14 protein-coding genes and 1 pseudogene are annotated in these 17768 nt (G+C 71.6%); 6 read left to right on the top strand and 9 right to left on the bottom strand.

Going from position 1 to position 17768, the window contains the following annotated elements; translation table 11 throughout:
- Positions 1–20: 20 nt before the first annotated feature.
- The 3 genes from ACZ4EG_RS01870 (at position 21) to ACZ4EG_RS01880 (ending at position 4496) form a co-directional block, all read left to right on the top strand.
- A complete protein-coding gene (locus ACZ4EG_RS01870; RefSeq protein WP_467789183.1) occupies positions 21–1817 on the top strand; it encodes a TIGR03767 family metallophosphoesterase in 1797 nt (598 codons plus the stop codon).
- Between the two features lie 93 nt (positions 1818–1910).
- On the top strand, positions 1911–3056 hold the full coding sequence (locus ACZ4EG_RS01875; protein ID WP_467789184.1) for a serine hydrolase domain-containing protein: 1146 nt from the start codon (positions 1911–1913) through the stop codon (positions 3054–3056).
- A gap of 171 nt (positions 3057–3227) precedes the next feature.
- Complete coding sequence (locus ACZ4EG_RS01880; RefSeq protein ID WP_467789460.1) at positions 3228–4496, top strand: glycosyltransferase; 1269 nt, start codon at positions 3228–3230, stop codon at positions 4494–4496.
- Here ACZ4EG_RS01880 and ACZ4EG_RS01885 read toward each other — a convergent pair.
- From ACZ4EG_RS01885 to pepN, 4 genes and pseudogenes are all read right to left on the bottom strand, one after another.
- Positions 4389–4697, bottom strand: coding sequence for a DUF397 domain-containing protein (locus ACZ4EG_RS01885; protein ID WP_467789461.1), 309 nt, complete (start codon positions 4695–4697; stop codon positions 4389–4391). The genes ACZ4EG_RS01880 and ACZ4EG_RS01885 overlap by 108 nt on opposite strands.
- Positions 4615–5163 (bottom strand): annotated as a pseudogene (locus ACZ4EG_RS01890) (GNAT family N-acetyltransferase); the annotation flags it as partial. The pseudogene ACZ4EG_RS01890 and the gene ACZ4EG_RS01885, both read right to left, overlap by 83 nt.
- On the bottom strand, positions 5141–6187 hold the full coding sequence (locus ACZ4EG_RS01895; RefSeq protein WP_467789185.1) for a hypothetical protein: 1047 nt from the start codon (positions 6185–6187) through the stop codon (positions 5141–5143). The pseudogene ACZ4EG_RS01890 and the gene ACZ4EG_RS01895, both read right to left, overlap by 23 nt.
- 178 nt (positions 6188–6365) lie before the next feature.
- Positions 6366–8960 (bottom strand): aminopeptidase N, encoded by a 2595-nt coding sequence (gene pepN, locus ACZ4EG_RS01900; protein ID WP_467789186.1) that lies wholly within the window; start codon positions 8958–8960, stop codon positions 6366–6368.
- A gap of 167 nt (positions 8961–9127) precedes the next feature.
- Here pepN and ACZ4EG_RS01905 point away from each other — a divergent pair, with 167 nt between their 5' ends.
- Positions 9128–9790 carry a mycothiol-dependent nitroreductase Rv2466c family protein gene (locus tag ACZ4EG_RS01905; protein ID WP_453552420.1) on the top strand — a complete coding sequence of 221 codons (663 nt, stop codon included), beginning with the start codon at positions 9128–9130 and terminating at the stop codon, positions 9788–9790.
- Between the two features lie 30 nt (positions 9791–9820).
- Here ACZ4EG_RS01905 and ACZ4EG_RS01910 read toward each other — a convergent pair whose 3' ends face one another.
- From ACZ4EG_RS01910 to ACZ4EG_RS01920, 3 genes are all read right to left on the bottom strand, one after another.
- The gene (locus ACZ4EG_RS01910) at positions 9821–11245 is read right to left on the bottom strand and encodes an FGGY family carbohydrate kinase (protein WP_467789187.1); all 1425 of its coding nucleotides are present in this window, start codon (positions 11243–11245) and stop codon (positions 9821–9823) included.
- Positions 11246–11270: 25 nt separating this feature from the next.
- Positions 11271–12299 (bottom strand): 2-hydroxyacid dehydrogenase, encoded by a 1029-nt coding sequence (locus ACZ4EG_RS01915; protein ID WP_453552416.1) that lies wholly within the window; start codon positions 12297–12299, stop codon positions 11271–11273.
- A gap of 81 nt (positions 12300–12380) precedes the next feature.
- Positions 12381–13211 (bottom strand): DeoR/GlpR family DNA-binding transcription regulator, encoded by an 831-nt coding sequence (locus ACZ4EG_RS01920; protein ID WP_467789188.1) that lies wholly within the window; start codon positions 13209–13211, stop codon positions 12381–12383.
- A 177-nt stretch (positions 13212–13388) separates the two neighbouring features.
- Between ACZ4EG_RS01920 and ACZ4EG_RS01925 the strand changes: the two genes are divergently transcribed.
- Together ACZ4EG_RS01925 and ACZ4EG_RS01930 are read left to right on the top strand one after the other, a co-directional pair.
- Positions 13389–14834, top strand: a complete 1446-nt coding sequence (locus ACZ4EG_RS01925; RefSeq protein WP_467789189.1) for an FGGY-family carbohydrate kinase — start codon at positions 13389–13391, stop codon at positions 14832–14834.
- Positions 14831–15439 (top strand): histidine phosphatase family protein, encoded by a 609-nt coding sequence (locus ACZ4EG_RS01930; protein ID WP_467789190.1) that lies wholly within the window; start codon positions 14831–14833, stop codon positions 15437–15439. Before ACZ4EG_RS01925 ends, ACZ4EG_RS01930 begins: the two co-directional genes overlap by 4 nt.
- A gap of 133 nt (positions 15440–15572) precedes the next feature.
- On the opposite strand, the gene ACZ4EG_RS01935 is transcribed toward ACZ4EG_RS01930, so the two are convergent.
- A complete protein-coding gene (locus tag ACZ4EG_RS01935; protein WP_467789191.1) occupies positions 15573–16214 on the bottom strand; it encodes a superoxide dismutase in 642 nt (213 codons plus the stop codon).
- Between the two features lie 121 nt (positions 16215–16335).
- The gene (locus ACZ4EG_RS01940) at positions 16336–17727 is read right to left on the bottom strand and encodes an amino acid permease (RefSeq protein WP_467789192.1); all 1392 of its coding nucleotides are present in this window, start codon (positions 17725–17727) and stop codon (positions 16336–16338) included.
- Positions 17728–17768 lie beyond the last annotated feature (41 nt).

Here is a 17768-nt window from a genome sequence, read left to right on the forward strand (position 1 = left end):
GTACTCGGGGAGATCGCGCCATGTCGCGCATACGCTCTGTCGCCACCTCCGCGCTGGGGGTCAACCGCCGTACCGTCCTCGCCGCCGCCGGAGCGGTGTCCGTCTCCGCGGGCATCGGCTACGCCCTGCGCCCCACCGACAGCCAGGCCGCCACCACGTCCGAGGCACCGGTCGCCTCCTCCCTCCCCCAGTCTCGGCTTCGCTCGACCGGGGGGACCCCCATGGCCGCGGCGGCCCCCCTCGCCCCCTACACCAAGGGCACCACCCTCGCCACGGTCGCCGCACCCCGCACCGGCTCCGGATACCGCCGCCTGGGTGACGGCGCCGGCTGGAAGCGCGTCGTGCGCGGTGAGCTCGCCGCCCCCAAGTCCGGCCGCGCGGGCCGCCGTACGCCCCTCGCCGCCTTCGTGCAGTTCACCGATCTGCACCTGATGGACGTCCAGCACCCGCTGCGCCTGGAGTTCCTGCGCTCCACGGACCCGCACGCCTGGCGCCCGCAGGAGGTGCTGACCGTGCAGGGCGCCGTCTCGCTCGTCGAGCGGGTCAACGCGCTGCGGGGCGCCCCGGTCACCGGCTCCCCGCTGCACTTCGTCATGACCACCGGCGACAACACCGACAACAACGCCCACTCCGAACTGGAGTGGTTCATGAAGGTCATGAGCGGCGGCCGCATCACCCCCGACTCCGGTGACGCGCGGCACTACGAGGGCGTCCAGAACAGCGGTCTCAAGCTGTACTGGCAGCCGGACTCCACACTCCGCGACGGCGACAAGGCGCTTGGATTCCCGCACCTCAAGGGCTTCTTGGCGGCCGCCGTCCGGGAGGTCCGCAGCCCCGGCCTCAACCTGCCCTGGTACTCCACCGTCGGCAACCACGACGCGCTGCCCCTCGGCTGCTACGGCTCCCACGGCGACCCCTACCTCGCCGAGGCGGCCATCGGCGGCAAGAAGCTGATGAACGTGTCCGCTGCCGACGCCAAGAAGCTCCAGGACGCCATCAAGAACGCCATCAAGAACGCCAAGGACCCCAAGGGCGTCGGCTACCGGGACTTCCTCAAGGCCCACGCGCGGTCCATGCGCTCGGTCACCGCGGACGAGAAGCGCGCCCCGTACACCTCCGCCGACTATCTGAAGGCCCATCTGGACCCGTCCCACCAGGGCATCGGACCGGTCGGCCACGGCTATTCCTCCGCCAACCTGGACGCGGGCACGCAGTACTACACCTTCCGCATCGCCGACGACGTGATCGGCATCAGCCTCGACACCACCGACGCCGGCGGCCACTACGAGGGCTCCATCGGCACGGCCCAGCTGAAGTGGCTGGACAGGACGCTGCGGGACAACAAGGACTCGTACGCCGTCGTCTTCAGCCACCACACCAGCAAGACGATGACCAACACCCGCCCGGACCCGGCCCACCCCGGTGAGCGCCGGCACAACGGAGCCGAGGTCGTGTCCCTCCTCAGCAGCCACGCCAACGTGCTGGCCTGGGTGAACGGTCACATCCACAAGAACGTGGTCACCCCGCACGCCGCGTCCGGCGGCCGTTCCTTCTGGGAGATCTCCACCGCCTCGCACGTCGACTATCCGCAGCTCGCCCGGGTGATCGAGCTGGTCGACAACAAGGACGGCACGCTGTCGATCTTCACCACGCTCATCGAGTCGGCCGCCCCCCACCGGACGAACTTCGCCGACCTCAGCCAGACGGGCCTGGCCGCCCTCTACCGCGAGCTGTCCTTCAACGCCCCCGGCGCCAGCAAGACCCTCGCGGGCGACGCGAACGACCGGAACACGGAACTGGTGCTGAAGAAGGGCTGAAAGTCACTCAACCGGCTCTCCGGCAGGCAACCCGCGCCGATCTCCGCGGGTCCCTCCCCCCGACCGAGCTCGACGGCGAAGTTGGGGGAAGACATGTCCGTACGTACGACACTGGTGGGCGCCACGACCCTGGTCCTGTCGGCCGCGCTGGCGGGACCGGCCCTGGCCGCCGGCCCCGCCGGAGCCGGCGCCGGGCACTCCGCCACCCGCCGGGCCGTCGAGGCGGCGGTCCAGGCGGGGGTGCCCGGCGTCACCGCGACCGCCAAGGACGCCCACGGCATCTGGTCCGCCACGGCCGGCGTCGGCGACCTCCGCACGGGCGCCGCGCGTTCGGCGGACGACCGCTACCGCGTCGGCAGCATCACCAAGACGTTCGTGGCGACGGTCCTCCTCCAACTGGAGGCGGAGGGACGGCTGTCCCTGGACGACACGGTGGAGAAGTGGCTGCCGGGCGTGGTGCACGGCCACGGCCACGACGGCAGCCGGATCACGATCCGCCAACTCCTCAATCACACCAGCGGCATCTACAACTACACGGCGGACGAAGACTTCGGCCGCACCTACTTCCTGGCGGAAGGCTTCCTCCGGCACCGCTACGACACACTCACCCCGGCCCAGCTCGTCGCGGTCGCGATGAAGCACAAGCCGGACTTCGCGCCGGGCACCTCCTGGAACTACTCCAACACCAACTACATACTCGCCGGAATGGTGATCAAGAGCGTCACGGGCCACTCGTACGCCCACGAGATCACCCACCGCATCATCGGCCAGCTGCACCTGAGGGCGACCTCCCTGCCCGGCACCCGGGCCACGGTCCCGCACCCCAGCAGCCGCGCCTACTCCAAGCTCGCGCAGACGGCCACGGGCCCGACGTACGACGTCACGAAGCTGAACCCCTCCCTGGCGTCGTCCGCGGGCGAGATGATCTCTGACTCCGCCGATCTCGACCGCTTCTACCGTGCCCTCCTGCGCGGCGACCTCCTCCCGCCGGAGCAGCTGAAGGAGATGAAGACCACGGTGAAGATCGAGGGCGCCCCGAACACCGGCTACGGCCTCGGCCTCATGGACCGCACCCTCTCCTGCGGAGTCCACGTCTGGGGCCACGACGGCGGAATCCACGGCTCCACATCCTCCGCGACAACCACGGCCGACGGCCGCCACGCGCTGGCGTTCAACTTCAACGGCGACTGGGCGGGGGACAGTGACGCGGTGGTGGAGGGCGAGTTCTGCGGCAGGTGATTCCCCTGGAATCAGTCACTCAAGGTCATCCGATCGGACTTCGACGTGAGACCTTGTGTTCATCTGTGTGAAATGTCCGTACCGCCTTATATCGGCTAACCCGCTGTTGACGGGGATGGCTCGATTTTGTGCAAGGCGGGTGGTCGTGTGCGCGCGAGGCACGGACTGCGTGTGCTCTCGGTCTACGAGGGATTCTTCTCCGGCGGAGCCCGGATCGTTCACAGTGATGTGGTGCTGGGGCTGGCCGAGGGCGGCCAGCAGCGTCATCGGGTGCTGAGCATCCATGGCGAGGTGCACCGCGAGGCCACCCGGCAGCGGATGGAGGACGACACCTGTTACCGCTCGCTCACGGCGGGTGGCATCGACGTCACGTCCCTGGGGCGCAGCGCGGGGCTGGTCGACGGCTCCGTCGCGGCGTCTGTTTTCAGCGGACCCGAGCTGGCCGAAACAGCCCGCGCCATGGCCGGGGCCGATGTGATCCTCTCCCTCAAGGAGCAGCCGCTCGCCCTGCTGAACCAGGCCGGGCTGCCGCGACGGCCAGTGGTCGTCTCTCTGCACCGGTCCGACCCCGAGAACCAGGGCCCGGCCCTGGACGAGCTCAGGGCCGCCATCGCCGACGGCACGGTCGTCGCGTGCGTGTGCTGCGCCGAGTCCACCCGCGACGCGTACCAGGCCGCCGGGATTCCGGCCGACCTGCTGCACGTGATTCCGAATGGGGTCGATCTGCTGCGGTTCCGGCCCGATCCCGCGGTGCGGGTCGCGTTCCGCGCCTCACTCGGGATCCCGGCCTCCGCGCCCGTGGTCGTCTTCGCCGCCCGGTACGCCACCATGAAGAACGTTCCCCTCTTCCTGCGCGCCGCGCGCGAGTGGCTGGCCCGCGAGGGCGGCGGACACGTGGTGATGTGCGGCGCCGGGATGACCGAGGACAACCCGGCCCTGTGGGCGGACATCGCCGTCGCCTTCGGGCCCGACGAGCAGGCGCTCCGCGAGCGCGTGCACCTGCTCGGGGTACGGCGCGACATGGAAGCCGTCTACGCCGGCGCCGATGTCGTCGCCCTCACCTCCATCTCCGGGGAGGCGGCCCCGCTCTGCCTCATCGAGGGCATGATGTGCGGCGCGGTGCCGGTCACGACGGATGTCGGCGACAGCGCGTCCATCGTCGCCGGGCACGGCTTCGTCACGCCTCCGGACCCGGGCGCCATCGCTCTGGCCTGGACCGGCGCGATCGCCGGGCGTGCCGCCTTCGCGCCGATCCTGGCCCGCAGCCGTGAGCGGTTCAGCCGTACGCGGATGATCGCGGCGTACGCTGCGCTGATCGACCGCGTTCACGCCTCATATGTCGGTGACGTGCGCGATGAATGCCTGCCACGCCTCGGCGGGGAGCAGGAGGGCGGGGCCGTTGGGCTTCTTGGCGTTGCGGATGGCGATGTCGGGGTTTAGAGGGGACGGTTCAGGCGAGGCTGACGTCGTCGCGCAGCACGCTGTAGGAGACGCCGTCGCGCCACTGCCCGTCGCGGAAGACGATGCTGCGGAGCACGCCCTCCCGGGTGAAGCCGGCCTTCTCCAGCGCGCGCTGCTCGGCGATGTTCTCCGCCTCGGTGTCCGCCTCGATCCTGACCACGGGAGTGTGCGCGAACAGATAGCGGGCCAGGAGCCGTTGCGCCCGGGTGCCGACTCCGCGGCCGCAGGCGTGCGGCGCCAGCTGGATCCCCATGTTCCAGCAGTACGAGGCGGGCCCGGTGACGACCTTCCGCCAGGCCACGAATCCGAGCCGGTCGGTGTCGGTCGCCACCATCAACTGGCCGCCGTCGTCCCCCAACAGGCCGTTCTCGTCCCAGCGGCGTCTGAAGCGCCCCGGGTCCGACCAGCCGTACCACTGGAAGGGGCCGGTGGCCTCGGGGTCCGTCAGGAACCGCTCCAGCATCGGCAGGTCGTCCTCGCGGACGGGGCGCAGTATCACGGGTTCGTCGGTCACCACAGTCACACTACGGGCCGGGACCGCCACAGGTCCGCGTACGACGAGGAGGGGCCCCGGCGGTCGGCCGGCGGCCCCTCCTCTCCCCTCCTGTTGCCCCGGTCCGTCCCTATCGGGGCAGTACCAGGACATACGCGGCCGGCTCGCGGTCGTTCGAGGCCATCAGGGCCGTGCGCACCACCGCCGCCTGCTGTTCCAGGGAGTGCCTGAGCTTCCTGGGGGTGAGGTGGACGACCGTGATGCCCAGGCGCTCCAGGTGCTCGCGCTTGCGGGCGTACTCCGACCACAGGGCGTCGTCGTCCTGGCGCGGGGCCCGGGTGTCCAGTTCCACCGCGACCGCCTGTTCCGGCCAGTACGCGTCCAGGCCGCCGAGGTGGGGGCCGCCCGGGAGCCTCAGGTCCACGTTCCAGACCGGGTCGGGCAGGCCGTGCTCGCGCACCATCCGGTACAGGCGCTCCTCCGCCATCGCCCTGCCCTCGGCCACGAGCGAGTCCACCGCGTCCACCACGTGCGGCCGGCTCAGCAGCTTCGCCTGGGTCAACTCCCGTACCACCGCGGCCGGTTCGCAGTGCCCGGCGCGTACCGCCTCGGTCAGCAGCCGGCGTACGGCACCCCCCTCGGTCAGTTCCGCCACCGCGTCGGCCAGGGCGCGCGCCACCGGAGCGACCGGGAGCCCGGTGACCTGGCGGGGGGTGGGCAGGGCCGGGGTGCGCAGGATGCGGACGCAGCCCGTCGTGCGCAGCCGGCGCAGCCGCGGGACCAGCACGTCGATGCGGTCCAGCGAGGTGAGCGGGGGAGCGGAGGCGAAGCCGTAGAGGGCCAGGGCCGCCAGGCCCGTGATCACCGCCTCCTTGTACACCGGGCGGTGCGGTTCGTCCGCGCTCGGCTGGGACGGCACACCCGGCATCCCCGCCGCCGACTCGCGCGCCGCGTACAGCAGTGCCGCGTGCAGGCGCTCCTCGCTCGTGGGCGGACCGGGGTGGAGCAGGACGATGCCGGGGAGGATCTGCCGCCAGGGGCCGCCGGGGCGGCACTGCTCGTTGAGTTCGGCCGTCGAGATGCCGTGGGCGCGCAGACGGGCCGTGGACATCACCCGGCGGCTCACCTCGGAGAGGCGGCGTACGGGGCGGGGGGAGAGCGGGGTGTTGTGCGTCATGCCGTCGAGATTCCCGCGCCCCGTCCGCCCCTTAACCGCTGTTACACGCCCGTCGATGAATACGGACAAGGCGGCACTAAAGGACGCGTGTTCGGGTGCCGAATAGGCCCGGAAAACCCCTGGTCCGTTCGGGTGTGGACCAGGGGTTACGGTTGCTATTGCCTGAATTCCGTAACGGTCACGGACGGGCCGGGCTTTGGCCAGAGGTCGCCGCGTCGCACGCCTGTCCACGCAGCGCCCGAGCGAGGTCGTCCCTCGCCTCGACCACCAGCCGGCGCAGCGCCGGAGCCGCGTCCTGGTGGGACTCCAGCCATGCGTCCGTCGCGTCCAGCGTCTCCGGCGAGTCCTGGAAGGACGGGAACAGGCCACGGACCACGTCCATGCCGATCTGGATCGACCGCTCCGTCCACACCCGCTCGATCGCGGCGAAGTACTTCTGCGTGTACGGCGCCGTCAGCTCCCGTTGCGACGGCTGCACGAAGCCCGCGATCGTCGCCTCGACCAGCGCGTTGGACAGCGCGTCCGACTCCACCACCTGCGCCCACGCCTGCGCCTTCACCGCGGCCGAGGGACGGGCGGCGAGGCAGCGGACCTGGTGACGCTTGCCGGAGGCGGTGTCGTCCCGGGCCAACTCGGCGGCCAGGACCGACTCGTCCGCGACGCCATGGGCCGCGAGCGGCTCCAGGAACGACCAGCGCAGCTCCTGGTCCACCTCCAGCCCGTCGATCTTGTCCTTGCCCTCCAGCAGGCCCCGGAGCAGCTGGAGATCGGCCTCGCCCGACGCCACCGTCGCGAAGAACCGCGCCCAGGCCAGCTGATGCTCACTGCCCGGCCCGGCGTCCCGCAGCTCCGCGAGCGCCCCGTCGGCCAGCAGGCGCTCGCCCGTGGCCCGCCACTCGGGCGCCGCGTAGTGCACCAGCGCCGAGTTCGCCCACGCGTGCAGCATCTGCAGCACGCCGATGTCCGACTCGCTGGCCGCGTGCCGGAGCACCAGGTCCACGAAGTCCCGGGCCGGCAGCAGCGCGTCCCGCGTCATGTTCCACAGCGCCGACCAGCACAGCGCCCGGGCCAGCGGATCGGTCACCGCTCCCAGGTGGTCGCGCAGGGCCGAGAGCGAGGTCTCGTCCAGCCGGATCTTGCAGTACGTGAGGTCGTCGTCGTTGACCAGGACCAGTTCCGGGGCCTCGGCGCCCGCCAGTCCCGGCACGACCGTGCGCGCACCCTCGACGTCCGCCTCGACGCGCGCATACCGCTCCAGCGCGCCCTCGGGCGTGCGGCGGTACAGCCCCACCGCGACCCGGTGCGGACGCAGCTCGGGGTGTGATTCCGGAGCCTCCTGGAGCACCGCGAGCTCGGTCACCCGGCCCTCGGCGTCCAGCAGCACCTGCGGGGTCAGCGAGTTGACCCCGGCCGTCTGGAGCCAGGAGCGGGCCCAGGCCGCCATGTCCCGGCCGCTCGTCTCCTCCAGCGCCGACAGCAGGTCGCCCAGACGCGTGTTGCCGTACGCGTTCCGCTTGAAGTAGCGCCGTGCGCCCTCCAGGAACGCGTCCTGGCCGACGTACGCCACCAGCTGCTTCAGCACACTCGCGCCCTTGGCGTAGGTGATGCCGTCGAAGTTCAGCTTGGCGTCCTGCAGGTCGCGGATGTCCGCGGTGATCGGGTGCGTGGAGGGCAGCTGGTCCGCGCGGTACGCCCAGGCCTTGCGGCGGTTCGCGAAGGTGACCCAGGCGTTGGTGAACCGGGTCGCGCCTACGTTCGCGAAGGTGCCCATGAAGTCCGCGAAGGACTCCTTGAGCCACAGGTCGTCCCACCACTCCATGGTGACCAGGTCGCCGAACCACATGTGCGCCATCTCGTGCAGGATGACGTTGGCCCGTGCCTCGTACGAGGCCTGGGTCACCTTCCCGCGGAAGATGTACTCCTCGCGGAAGGTCACCAGACCCGGGTTCTCCATCGCGCCCAGGTTGTACTCGGGCACGAAGGCCTGGTCGTACTTCCCGAACGGGTATGGGTAGTCGAAGTGGTCGTGGAAGAAGTCCAGGCCCTGCTTGGTGATCAGGAAGACGTCGTCGGCCTCGAAGTAGGGCGCGAGGCCCTTGCGGCACATGGCGCCGAGCGGGATCTCCAGACGCGTGCCGTCCTCGAAGACCCGCTCGTAGGAGTCGGTCACATAGTGGTACGGGCCCGCCACCACGCAGGTGATGTAGGTCGAGATCGGCTTCGTCTCCGCGAACCGCCAGACCCCGTCGGCGAGTTCGCCCGCGCCGTTGGACCACACCGTCCAGCCCTGCGGCGCCCGCACCTCGAAGCGGAACGGGGCCTTGAGGTCCGGCTGCTCGAAGTTCGCGAAGACACGGCGGGCGTCGGCCGGCTCGTACTGGGTGTAGAGGTAGACCTCGCCGTCCTCGGGGTCGACGAAGCGGTGCATGCCCTCGCCGGTGCGCGAGTACGCGCAGCGGGCGTCGACGATCAGTTCGTTCTCGGCGGCCAGGTCCTCCAGGGCGACCCGGGAGCCGTCGAAGACCTCGCTCGGGTCGAGGTCCTTGCCGTTCAGCGAGACGGCGGTCACGCTCGGCGCGATCAGGTCCGCGAAGCTCGACGCGCCCGGCTCGTTGCAGCGGAAGCGGATCGTGGTGACCGAGCGGAACGTGCGCGGGTCGCCGTCCCCTTCGCCGACGGCGGAGCGCAGGTCGAGGGACACCTCGTACCCCTCGACCGACAGCAGGGCGGCCCGCTCCCGGGCCTCGTCGCGGGACAGGTTCTCACCGGGCACAGGCGGCACTCCCTCTGGGAATTTGGACTTTTCGGACAAGTATCGGGCGGGTCTCGGGCAGGCGGGACAGGACCGATCCTGCCATGCGCCCCTGACCCGGGGCACCAGGGAATGGGGCGCGGAAGGCGAATGTTGCCTGTTCAAGAGTCCGCATTCCGAGGAGAAGCATGTCCGCAACCGTGACGACCGCCGGTAAGACCCCCGTCGACTTCTGGTTCGACCCGCTCTGCCCGTGGGCGTGGATGACCTCCCGCTGGGTGCTGGAGGTGGAGAAGGTCCGGGACATCGAGGTCCGTTGGCACATCATGAGCCTGGGCGTACTCAACGAGAACAGGCTGGACGAGCTGCCCGAGTCGTACCGCGAGATGCTCGCCGTACAGGCCTGGAAGCCGGTGCGCGTGGTGACCGCGGCCTGGCAGAAGCACGGCGCCGACGTCCTCGGACCCCTCTACACCGCGCTCGGCACCCGCATCCACAACAAGGGCGAGGGCGCGACGATCGAGGCCATCGCCGGCGCGCTCGCGGACGTGGGCCTGCCCGCCGACCTGATCGACTACGCCGAGCAGGAGGACTTCGAGTTCGACGCCGAGCTGCGCGCCTCCCACAAGGAGGGCATCGACAAGGTCGGCCAGGAGGTCGGCACCCCGGTCATCTCCGTCCCCGGCCCCGCCGGCGAGGAGATCGCCTTCTTCGGCCCGGTCGTCACGCCCGCCCCCAAGGGCGAGGAGGCGGCCCGCCTCTGGGACGGCACCCTCGCGGTCGCCTCCGTCCCCGGCTTCTACGAGATCAAGCGGACCCGCACCAAGGGCCCCGACTTCAGCAACCTCTGATCCGCACGCCGGCCCGGCCGGGTGCGCGCCCTACGCCCGTGGGGCGCGCGACCGGGCCAGCCGTGCCAGGTGCTCCTCGTACCCCTTCGCGTAGTACGCGGTCCGCCCCGGGTCCGGTGCGACGACCGCCGTCGGGCCGGTCCAGACGGCGGTGTCGAGGGTGATCCCGTACCGCTGAGCCGCCGCGAGGACCGCGCCCCGGGCGCCCACCTCGCCCTCCACCACCCGCAGCGGACGGCCCAGCACATCCGCGAGCAGCCGCATCCAGGCGGGACTGCGGGTGCCCCCGCCGCACACCGCGAGCGTGCCCGTCAGACCCGCCGCCTCCAGACAGTGCCGGGCCGCGTAGCCGATGCCCTCGCAGGTCGCGCGGATCAGATCGGCGGGCGTCGACTCCAGGGAGACCCCGGTGAGTTCGGCGCGCAGAGCGGGGTCGACGAAGGGGGCACGCTCGCCGGACGGCGCGAAGTACGGGAGCACGCGGACGCCGTGGGCGCCGGGCGGGGTGTCGGCCAGCAGGGCGTCCACCTCGTCGTGCCGGACGCGCGTCGTGGACAGCACCCAGTCCAGGGCCGCCGTGCCGACCATCGCGGGCATGGCGCGCAGCCAGTGCCCGGGGCGGTCGGTGGAGATGTACAGACCGGCCGGCTCGCCGGACAGATCCAGCTCGGTGGTGGCCACCAGGGCGGCCAGGCAGGTGCCGACGATCAGCAGGCCGTCGCCGGGGGCGGTGACTCCGGCGCCCAGCGCGCAGGCGGGCAGATCGTACGGGCCGTTCGCCAGCCGGGTGCCGGCGGGCAGGCCCGTGCCGCGCGCCCGTGCCGTCGCCACCGGATCGCTGATCGCGGGCAGCAGGCCCCGGCGGTGGGGCAGGCCCAGGAGCTCGACGACCCGGTTGTCGTACGACCGGGTGCGCGGGTCCAGGAACGGCATCGAGGCGTCCGACACATCCGTCGTGGCCCGTGCCCCGCCCGTCAGCCGCTGGAAGACCATGTCCTTGCAGTAGACGGCCGCGGCCGCCGCGTCCAGGGACTTCGGCTCGTAGCGGTCGAACCAGGCCAGCAGCGGGCCGGGGCAGCCCGGGAACATGGCGCTGCCGGTCCGCCGGAACACCGTCTCGAAGGTGCCGTCCGCCAGCCACTGGTCCAGCAGTTCGTGCGCCCGGCCGTCCATCCAGGACGCCGCGGCCCGCACCGGGCGCCCCTCGCCGTCGACCAGCCACACCCCGTCGCCCTGCCCGGTGAGCCCCGCCAGCTCCACCGGCTCCGGCACCCGCGCCGTCAGACCGTCCAGCACCGCGACGACCGCCGCGTACACCTCCTCCATGTCCTGCTCGACCGAGCCCTCGTGCAGATCGAGCCCCACCGGCCGTGCCTCGACGGCCAGTTCACGTCCGGAGCCGTCGAACGCGGCCGCCTTCACCAAGGACGTGCCCACATCGATTCCGACGAACATGCCACTCTCCTCAGCTGTGAGGTGCTCAGGTCAGACAGTGCGCCAACGGCTCGCCGCGCACCCAGCGCCCCACCTCCGCGGCCGCGATCCGCGCGGCTTTCTCCGCCACCGCGCGGCTGGCCCCGCCCAGGTGCGGGGTGAGGACCACCCGTTCGGCGAGGGCGACCAGCCGTGAGCCGGACGGCAGCGGCTCATGGGCGTAGGTGTCCAGGGCCGCCGCCGACAGCCGGCCCGCCTCCAGCGCGTCGCACAGCGCGTCCTCGTCCAGCAGCGGACCGCGGGCCGCGTTCACCAGCACCGCGCCCGGCGGCAGCAGCGCCAGCTCACGGGCGCCGATCAGACCGCGTGTCTCCGGCGTGAGCCGGGCGTGCAGGGTGAGCACCCGGGAGCGGCGCAGGAGTTCGTCGAGGGAGGCGACGCGCAGGCCGTGGATCTCACCGCGCACATACGGGTCGTACACCATCACCCGCGCCCCGAACGCGCACAGCGCCCGGGCGACGCGACTGCCCACCGCGCCGTACCCGATCAGGCCGACCGGCAGGTCCTCCAGCTCCAGGCCGCTGTGCTCATAGGTGTAGTAGGCGGCCCCGCCCCAGCTGCCCTTCCCGGCGAGGAGCCCGTGCGCCTGCGGGATGCGGCGCAGGGCCGCCAGCAGCAGGCCGACGGTGAACTCGGCGGTGGCGGCGGCATTGCGGCCGGGCGCGAAGCACACCCGTACGTCGTGCCGCTTCGCCGCGTCCAGGTTGACGTTGACCGGGCCGCCCCGGCACACGACGACCAGCCGCAGCTCCGGGCAGGCGCCCAGGACGCGCTGCGTCACCGGGCCCATCTGGGTGACCAGCACCCGAGCGCCCGCGAGCACGTCGATCAGCTCGTCCTCGGCGTCGCTCGCCTCCGTCACCTCGGCCACCGGGCCGAAGGGTTCCAGCGGCCAGCCGAGGGTCAGTTCCCGTACCTCACAAGGGTGTTCGCGAAGAACCGCCTCCCTGATCAGCGAGGGGAGGACGAAGTGGTCGCCGGCGGCCACGACACGCACGCTGGTTCCGAAGGTCATCGCAGAAAGTCTCCCGTCTCGGCGTCGAAGACATGGGTGGACCCGGCCGCCAGGTTCTCCGCCCGGTAGGTCTTGCACAGCTCACGCAACTCCGGTGCCGTCATCGCCCTCCTTCGGGTTCGTCTCGCACACCTCGTAACGGACCTTGTGCTCGTCCAGGTCACGCAGCGCCTCCGGTGATGCCTCGTCGTCGACCAGGAGCAGATCGAAGCGGGAGAGGGGAGCCACCCGGTGCAGGGCGACCCGGCCCAGCTTGGTGTGGTCGACCAGCAGGACATTGCGGGCGGCCGAGTCGAGCATCGCCCGCTTCACCGAGACGGTGTGCTGCTCCTGGTGGTAGGCGTAGCCGCCGTGCACGGCCGACGTCGACGCGAAGCACACGTCCACCCGCAGCTGCTGCAGCGCCTCCACGCAGGACACCCCGAGGAAGGAGCAGTGCAGCGGGTCGTAGTCGCCGCCCAGGGCCATCAGATGGATGCCCCGCCGATCGCGGAGCAGATTGATCGCCTCCAGGAAGTTGGTGACGACCGTGAGCGGGGTGATCTCGCCGAGCCGGAGCCTGCGCGCGAGCTCCAGGGTGGAGGTGGAGTCGTCGAGGAGGATCGCCATGCCGGGCTCTATCGACCGCAGCGCGTGCTCGGCGACGGCGGCCTTCTGCGCCCGCATCGTCTTCAGCCGGTACTGCACGTTCGACTCGAACACCCCGGACGGCTGGGCGGTCACCCCGCCCCGGAACTTCCGTACGATGCCCTGCCGTTCGAGTTCGTCGAGATCGCGGTGGACGGTCATCAGGCTCACCCCGAAACGCCCGGCGAGTTCGGCCGCGGTCGCCGAGCCGTCGGCCAGTACGAGTTCGGCCATGGCGGCCTGCCGGGCCGCGCGCCCCTGACGCTGTGCACTGCTGCTGCTCATCGCGCGCTCTTCCCGATCCGTCGTCCAGGGCCGTGGGCCCGCCGGGTTAACACATCGAGTCGACTCGCTGACAGAGCGTGTAACGGCCGCGGATGGGTGTCAATCCCTCGTTCAGGACGAAATATCGGTGCAGAGTGGGAAGTTCACAGCTCGCATCGCGATATGTGGGAGGTCCGGATGGGGTCCGAGGGCGCGGCATGGCTGGGGATCGACCTGGGGACACAGGGCGTCCGCGCACTGCTCGTCACCGCCGACGGCAGGGTCCTGGGCAGCGGCTCGGCCGTGCTGCACGGGCGGCGCGAGGGGGTGCGGCACGAGCAGGATCCCGGGGAGTGGTGGGCCGGGGTGTGCGTCGCCTCCCGGGGCGCGTTGCGGAGCGGGCACCGGGTGGGCGGGGTCGCGGTGTGCGGGACCTCGGGGACCGTGCTGCTGACGGATGCGGCGGGACGGCCGCTCGGCGCCGGGCTGATGTACGACGACGGGCGGGCCGGGGCGGAGGCGGCGCGGCTGAGGGCGGCGGGGCTCGCGGTGCAGGACACCTGGGCGCTGCCGAAGGCGCTGTGGCTGCTCGCCGCCCAGGGCTTCGGGCGGATCACCCATCAGCCGGACGTGATCAACGCACGACTGGTCGGGCATACGGTCCCCACCGATTCCAGCCATGCGCTCAAGACGGCGTACGACGTCGAGCGCGACGTCTGGCCGGACGGCACCGGTGTGCCGGCGGACGCGCTCCCCGAGGTCGTCCGGCCCGGCACCCGGCTCGGCGAGGTCTGTCCGTCCGCCGCCGAGGCCACCGGCATCCCGGCCGGCACCCCCGTCATCGCCGGCATGACCGACGGCTGCGCCGCACAGATCGCGTCGGGCGCGCTGAGCGAGGGTGCCTGGAACTCGGTGCTCGGCACGACGCTCGTCCTGAAGGGCGCCTCCTCGGTGCCCGTCCGCGACGAGGCGGGCGTGGTCTACAACCACCGTGCACCGGACGGGAGCTGGCTGCCCGGGGGCGCGTCCAGCGTCGGCGCCGGAGCCCTGACCGCCCGCTTCCCGGACGCCGACCCGGCTGCGCTGGATGCCGCGGCCGCCGCCTTCGAGCCGTCGGGCGCGCTCGCGTACCCCCTGGTGTCACGGGGCGAACGCTTTCCCTTCCGGGCCCCCGACGCCACCGCGCTCCTGCTGGGCGAACCCGTGTCGGACGCCGACCACTGGGCCGCCCTCCTCCAGGGCGTGGCCCTGACCGAACGCCTCTGCCTGGACTGTCTGCACCGCCTCGGCGCCCCGCTCGACGGCCCCCTCGCCTTCACCGGCGGAGCCGCCCGCAGCGCCTACTGGAACCAGTTGCGCGCCGACGTCCTGGGCCGCCCGGCCCGCGTGCCCGAACAGACCGAACCGGCCCTGGGGATGGCCGCGTTGGCCGCCCATGGCACCGGCGCGGCCCGCACCCTCGCGGACGCCACGGACCGCATGGTCCGCATCCGTACCGTCGTCGAACCCCGCCCCGACCGCACGGTCCGCTTCACCGAGCCCTACGCCCGCCTTCTGGACGCACTGGAGTCGAGGGGCTGGCTGCCCGCACCGGTCGCGGCGCATGCGCGGGGCCGCATCGATGCGGATACTGCACAGTCATGAGCGCCACCCTCCTCCTCGCCCGTCATGGCCAGACCGTCTGGCACGCCGAGAACCGCTACGCGGGGGTGAGCGACGTAGCCCTCACCGACACCGGGCGGGAACAGGCCGAGCGGCTGGGCCGGTGGGCCGCCGCGCACCCGGTCGACGCGATCTGGACCTCGACCGTCTCCCGGGCGATCGTCACCGCCGAGCCCGCCTGCCGTGCCCTGGGACTCACCGCGCGGCGCGAACCCGACCTGCGGGAGTGCGACTTCGGGGTGCTGGAGGGTCGTACCCTCGCCGAGTTCGCCGCCGAGGACCCGGACGCCGCGGAGGCCTTCCGCACCGATCCGGTGGCCCACCCCTTCCCCGGCGCCGAGGACCCCAGCTCCGCCGCGGCCCGGGGCACCGCGGCCCTGCGCCGTATCGCCGCCGCCCACCCCGGCGGGCGTGTCCTGGTCGTCGCCCACAACACCCTGCTGCGGCTGGTGCTGTGCTCGCTGCTGGGCATTCCCCTGGCCGGATACCGCCGGGTCTTCCCGCAGCTGCGCAACGCGGCGGTCAGCGAGATCCGCGTCGACGGGCAGTCCACGGCCCTGCTGTCGCTCAACGTCCCCTGCCCCTGACCGGGACCGGCCACCTGCACAGGACCGGCCCGCTGAACAGGACCGGCCCCGCGAGTCACGTCCTCGCGGGGCCGGTCCCTTCACCCGCCTGCCTTACGTGAAGGGTGAGAAGACGATCACGAGGCAGGGCGTCTCAGGGTGCCAGGAGCAGGACGTCGGCGCGGGACCGCGCGGCCGCGTACCGCCGGGCCACGTCCTGCCAGTTCACCACCTGCCACATCGCCTCGACGAAGTCCGCCTTCTGGCTGCGGTACTGGAGGTAGAACGCGTGCTCCCAGGCGTCGAAAACCAGGATCGGGGTCGAGCCCTGGCCGACGTTGCCCTGGTGGTCGTAGACCTGCTCGACGATCAGCCGCCCGCTGAGCGGCTCGTACGCGAGGACACCCCAGCCCGAGCCCTGCGTGGTGGCCGCCGCCCTGGACAGCTGGGCCTTGAAGCCGGCGAAGGAGCCGAACGACTCCGTGATCGCGTCCGCCAGCTCGCCCACGCCGTCCCGCGCGAGGGGCTCGCCGCCGCCTTCGCCGGTCATGTTGTGCCAGTAGATCGAGTGCAGGATGTGGCCGGAGAGATGGAAGGCCAGGTTCTTCTCCAGGCCGTTGACCGAGCCCCACCGCTCCTTGTCCCGTGCCTCGGCGAGCTGCTCCAACGTGTCGTTGGCGCCCTTCACATAGGCCGCGTGGTGCTTGTCGTGGTGCAGCTCGATGATCTCGGGGCTGATCACGGGGGCGAGCGCGGAGTAGTCGTACGGGAGTTCAGGAAGCGTGTAGACGGGCATGGGCGGTGGTCCCCTCCGAACCTCTTATTGCAAAGAGCTTGCAACTGCACGCTAGCAACAAAAAGACCCCCGCGGGTGCGCCGCGGGGGTCTTTCGGGTGAGTGGCGAACGGACGCGAACGTCAGGCCCTGGCGCGTACCTTCTGCCACACGTAGCCCACGACCGCCAGGACCAGCGTCATTCCGCCGGTCGAGTACAGCTGCACGCGCGTGCCGGGCTCACGGGCCATCAGGACGAAGATCGCCACCATGCCCGCCAGCGCCACCCAGGTCAGCACCGGGAACGCCCACATCCGCACGACCAGCTTCTCCGGGGCCTCGCGCTCCACGCGGCGGCGCAGCAGCAGCTGGGAGACCGCGATGAAGATCCAGACGACCAGGATGACCGCGCCGATCATGTTCAGCAGCCAGGGGAAGACGTCGTCCGGCCGCCAGTAGCTGAGCAGCACGCACACGAAGCCGAAGACGCAGGAGGTGAGGACGGCGACGCGCGGCACCCCGCCGGAGGCCTTCGCCAGGACCTTGGGACCCTGACCGCGCTCCACCAGCGAGTAGGCGATGCGCGAGGAGCCGTAGATGTTGGCGTTCATCGCGGAGAGCAGAGCGACCAGCACGACGACCTTCATCACCTGGCCGGCGCCGGGAATGCCGAGATGGTCCAGGGCGGCGACGTACGGGCCCTTGTCCGGGTTCGCGATGTCCTTCGAGTCCCACGGGAGCAGCGTGACCACGACCGCCATGGAGCCGACGTAGAACAGCGCGATGCGCCACATCGCCGTACGGACCGCGCCCGCCACGCCCTTGACCGGGTTCTCGGACTCGGCGGCCGCGATCGTGACCGTCTCCAGTCCGCCGTAGGCGAAGACGGAGGCGAGCAGACCGATGACCAGACCCTCGCCGCCGTGCGGGAAGAAGTCGGTCAGGTGGGAGGTGCCCGGGGCGTCCGTGCCGGGGAGCACGCCGGCGATGGCCAGCCCGCCCAGGACCAGGAACAGGCTGATCGCGCCGACCTTCAGCGCTGCGAACCAGAACTCGAACTCGCCGAAGTTCTTCACCGCGGCCAGGTTCGCCCCGCAGAACACCAGCATGAACAGGGCGACCCAGGCCCACTGCGGGGTGCCCGGCAGCCAGCCGGTGACGATCTTCGCGGCGGCGATGCCCTCCAGGCCGACGGCCGTGCACAGCAGGACCCAGAAGGACCAGCCCGCCGTGAAGCCGGCCCAGGGGCCCATCGCCCGCTCGGCGTGCGCGGAGAAGGAACCCGAGGACGGGTAGGCGGCGGACATCTCGCCGAGCATCCGCATCACCAGCATCACCAGGAGGCCGGAGAGAGCGAAGGCGATCACGATGGACGGTCCGGCCGCGGCGATGCCCGCGCCGGAGCCGACGAACAGGCCCGCGCCGATCACACCGCCGAGGGCGATCATCGACAGGTGGCGCTGCTTGAGACCGTGGGAGAGGGAGACGCCGTCCTGCTGCTGCGGTGGCGTCTCGGTGGTGGTGCTGCTGGGCATGTGCGCGGCTCGTCCAGTCCTGAGGGTGGGCAAAAACGCCC

This window comes from Streptomyces sp. NPDC025638, from assembly GCF_055558775.1.

Excerpts from the sequence above, each read along its gene's own strand:
- ACZ4EG_RS01895 (WP_467789185.1), bottom strand. The coding sequence starts at position 6,187 with ATGACGCACAACACCCCGCTCTCCCCCCGCCCCGTACGCCGCCTCTCC.
- ACZ4EG_RS01915 (WP_453552416.1), bottom strand. The coding sequence starts at position 12,299 with ATGACCTTCGGAACCAGCGTGCGTGTCGTGGCCGCCGGCGACCACTTC.
- ACZ4EG_RS01870 (WP_467789183.1), top strand. The coding sequence starts at position 21 with ATGTCGCGCATACGCTCTGTCGCCACCTCCGCGCTGGGGGTCAACCGC.
- ACZ4EG_RS01940 (WP_467789192.1), bottom strand. The coding sequence starts at position 17,727 with ATGCCCAGCAGCACCACCACCGAGACGCCACCGCAGCAGCAGGACGGC.
- ACZ4EG_RS01930 (WP_467789190.1), top strand. The coding sequence starts at position 14,831 with ATGAGCGCCACCCTCCTCCTCGCCCGTCATGGCCAGACCGTCTGGCAC.
- ACZ4EG_RS01920 (WP_467789188.1), bottom strand. The coding sequence starts at position 13,211 with ATGAGCAGCAGCAGTGCACAGCGTCAGGGGCGCGCGGCCCGGCAGGCC.
- ACZ4EG_RS01875 (WP_467789184.1), top strand. The coding sequence starts at position 1,911 with ATGTCCGTACGTACGACACTGGTGGGCGCCACGACCCTGGTCCTGTCG.
- ACZ4EG_RS01905 (WP_453552420.1), top strand. The coding sequence starts at position 9,128 with ATGTCCGCAACCGTGACGACCGCCGGTAAGACCCCCGTCGACTTCTGG.
- ACZ4EG_RS01935 (WP_467789191.1), bottom strand. The coding sequence starts at position 16,214 with ATGCCCGTCTACACGCTTCCTGAACTCCCGTACGACTACTCCGCGCTC.
- ACZ4EG_RS01910 (WP_467789187.1), bottom strand. The coding sequence starts at position 11,245 with ATGTTCGTCGGAATCGATGTGGGCACGTCCTTGGTGAAGGCGGCCGCG.
- ACZ4EG_RS01925 (WP_467789189.1), top strand. The coding sequence starts at position 13,389 with ATGGGGTCCGAGGGCGCGGCATGGCTGGGGATCGACCTGGGGACACAG.